The 3,717-nt window shown below is 35.8% G+C and carries 2 protein-coding genes; both read right to left on the bottom strand.

The genetic code is table 11. The features are described from left to right. Positions 1 to 748 (bottom strand): RagB/SusD family nutrient uptake outer membrane protein (locus tag ACIQZ2_RS11610; protein ID WP_395769016.1); only part of this gene is annotated, 748 nt, incomplete at its 3' end. A gap of 27 nt (positions 749 to 775) precedes the next feature. Beyond that, a partial coding sequence (locus ACIQZ2_RS11615) for a SusC/RagA family TonB-linked outer membrane protein (RefSeq protein WP_395769017.1) occupies positions 776 to 3,717 on the bottom strand: 2,942 nt, incomplete at its 5' end.

Below are 3,717 nucleotides of genomic sequence, written 5' to 3' on the forward strand. Positions count from 1 at the left end.
CAAAATCATCTGCTTTAGATACCTCAACCAAAGCATATTTCCCTGATGATATAACTTGTTCGGATTTATCTCTAGCTAATTCCCACTTTTCTTGGGTCAAATATACATCAGCTAACATAGCCGTAGCAGCTAATTTATTGGGTCTACCTGCTTGAGGCGCAGCATCTGGTAATGCTGTTTCTCCAGCTTTCAAATCTTCAATGATTGCGTTATAAACAGACGCAACGGAAGCCCTTGGAGCGGCAATTTGCTTTTCTGAAGTTGTAGGTTCTAATCTTAATGGAACTGCCCCCCAATTTCGAACTAATTGATAATAACAAAACGCTCTCATGAATCTTGCTTCTGCAACTAAGGCATTTTGCTCCGTTGTATTCATCTGAATATTCGGTATTTGTTGAATAGCAATATTAGCATAGTTAATACTGGCATAAAATTGTATCCAAATTCCTGAAGTACGACCAATATTAGTGGCATCCAATCCTTGATAATTACCAACAGGTATATACGACCCTCTTCCCGTCGAATAGTCAGACATCACATCTTGTTGAGCATTATAAAATTGACCCATACATGCAGTTGTTCTGATGGGTTGATAAATTGCATTAACCGCAGCCAAAGCATCCGATTTTGTTTTGTAAAACAATTCAGAAGTTAGTCGATCACGAGGAATTTCTTCTAATACATCATTACAAGATGAAAGAAAAAAGATAGCAGTAAAAAACAATGAATAATATTTTAAAGATTTCATTTTCTATTCCTTTAAATTGTTAAAACATTAAAAACCAAGTCTCACACCAGCAGTAAACATTCTGGAAACAGGAAAGCCAAAAGTGTCAAATCCTTGAGATGTAGAATTGCCCCCTCCTTGTGTGTTTACCTCAGGGTCATACCAAGAATAATTAGTAATTGTAAACAAATTTTGACCGGCTAAATAAATTTGAGCTGAGCCTAAACTTTTAATCCCAATTTTACTTGTGGGAAGGTTATAAGCTAGCTGCACATTGCGAAGCCTAATAAACGACCCGTCCTCAACATATCTATCTGATAATCTGTATGTTGTAGTTCTACTAATTCGAGGATATCGGGCATTAGGATTGGGATTCTCTCTTGTCCAATAATTTCCTAAAACGTCTCTTACCTGATTAATTCCAAATGCAAATCCATCAGCTACATCTTTTTTATTAAAATTTAGTATCTGATTTCCTTGAACACCACTTATAAATGCTGTCAATTCAAAGTTTTTGTATGACATACGAGAGTTAAATCCAAAGATGAAATCAGGATTAGGATCACCAATAATTACTCTGTCTCGATCATTAATTGTGTTGTTTCCGTCTTGATCAACATATCTGATATTTCCATTACCGTCCAAACCATTTTCAACAAAACCAAAAAATGCGTTCATTGGCTGACCTACCCTGTTCAAACTGGCAGAAACTAAAAATGGGTTTGTACTTGGAGCACTCAGAATATCTGTTCCTTTATTTAACTCTAATACTTCACTTCTATTAAATGATATGTTTCCATCTACATCCCATTTGAAATTACCATCCAAAATTTTAGCCCCTGCTGTCAACTCAATACCCTTATTTTGAATTTTACCAGCATTTCTTGTCACTGTTGTATACCCAGTTGATGTTGGCAAATTAACATTAGCTAATAAATCAGATGTTATCTTATCATATAAATCTATGCTAAATTGAAAACGATTATTTAAAAAGCTTGCATCGACTCCAACATTAAATTGGGCGGTTGTTTCCCACTTTAAAGCAGAGTTGGGCTGAATCGGACTAGGTGCAAAACCTATAAACAGTTTTCTATCAAACACTGTTTGGGTACTATTAAGCGTTTGAAGAGACTGGTATGGATTAACTGCGGTACTACCTGTTATTCCCCAGCCAGCCCTAAATTTTAAATCTGATATAACTTTACTGTTTTTCAAAAAGTCCTCTTCACTTACTCTCCAGGCAACGGCTCCAGAAGGGAAATAACCCCAGCGATTTTCACGTCCAAATCTAGATGAGCCATCCGTTCTTGCACTAAAAGTCACTAAATATTTATCGTTATATGAATAATTTAATCTTCCTAAATAAGATAGGATTGAAAACTCCGTTAAAAATGATGTAGGTATTCCCGGTCCACTACCAGACTGTAAATTATAATTTGATAAAACGTTATTTAAAAAACCTGTTGAACTTGCAACTACCCCACTATTAAGAGTATTCTGATAAGTCAAACCACCTAATGCTGTTATTTTATGTGCGTTACCAAGTGTTTTCGTGTAAGTAAGAAAATTCTCATTAACAACACTTGTTAACTCTGAATATCCAGTTGAGGCTACTCCAGTAGCCGATAACTTTAGTATAGTTGGAGAATACAAGTCAGATCTATTTACATTGTATTCAATACCAGCCGTGCTTGTAAAAACTAAGTCAGGCAAGATGTTAGCTGTTAAACCCAAATTAGCCAAAACACCATTATTTGTCCCTAATTGCTTTCTTTCCAATCCCATTGCCAATGGATTTTCAGCAACATCCGGACTAAATGCATAGGAGCTAATTGAGTTATATTCGCCGTTAGCATTAAGGGGGGTAAGAGTTGGCGGGGCAATTAATGCACCTGATAAAACTCCAGCTCCACGAACCGTATTGTCACTATTCAATGAATTACGTTGAGTTCTATTTATTACACTATTAAACGATACGGAAAATATGTTATTTATACGATGTTGCAAATTGGTTCTTACTTGGCCTCTCCAAAAATTCGATCCAATTAAAATACCCTCTTGATTAAAATAGTTACCAGAAAGTGAATACTGAGTTTTTTCATTTCCTCCTGAAATATTTATGACATGATTTTGAACTATCGCTTTTCGTAAAACCTCATTTTGCCAATTTGTACCTTCGCCAAATGAATTAATTTGTTCATTTGTAAAAAAGGCTCTATCTCCATCATTTGTTGCTCTCAAATTTGCTAACTGAGCAAATTCTTTTGCATTCAGCATATCAATTGTTTTGGCTGCTTCTTGAACACCATAAAAACTATCAAACTCTACTTTACTAACTCCATTTTTACCTTTCTTTGATGTAATTAGTACAACACCATTTGCACCTCGCGATCCATAAATTGCAGTAGCCGATGCATCTTTTAAAACTTCAATTGACTCAACATCATTCGGTGATAATGATGCCGGTGCGCCAGTTAGTGGAAAACCATCTAACACATATAAAGGCTCGTTATTTCCTAAAATAGAATTGCCCCCTCTAATTCTTACACTAATATTGGAACCTGGCTCGCCAGAATTTTGAACAACTTGAACTCCGGCCGCTCTTCCAGATAAACTTTGAACCGGATTTATTGCTACTTGAGTAATAAGATCTCTACTTTTAATAGAAGAAACAGATCCAGTTAAATCACTCTTCTTTTGAGAACCATAGCCAATTACTACGACCTCATCAAGTGCTTTATCATCTTCGGTCAAACTAATATTTAGTTGACTTCGGTTCCCAATAACAACTTCTTGAGTAGAGTAACCAACAAAAGAAAAGACCAAAATTGATTTAGCGTTTGCTACATTGATAGAGAACTCTCCATTAGCATTCGTTGCTGTACCTTTGGATGTTCCCTTCTCAGTTATACTAACACCCATCAATGGTAGTTTGCTTTGAGCGGATACAACCTTACCCGTTACTTGCAAATCTGCTGCATATTCAATTT

It is taken from the genome of Aquirufa sp., assembly GCF_044342065.1.
GTDB lineage: Bacteria > Bacteroidota > Bacteroidia > Cytophagales > Spirosomataceae > Aquirufa.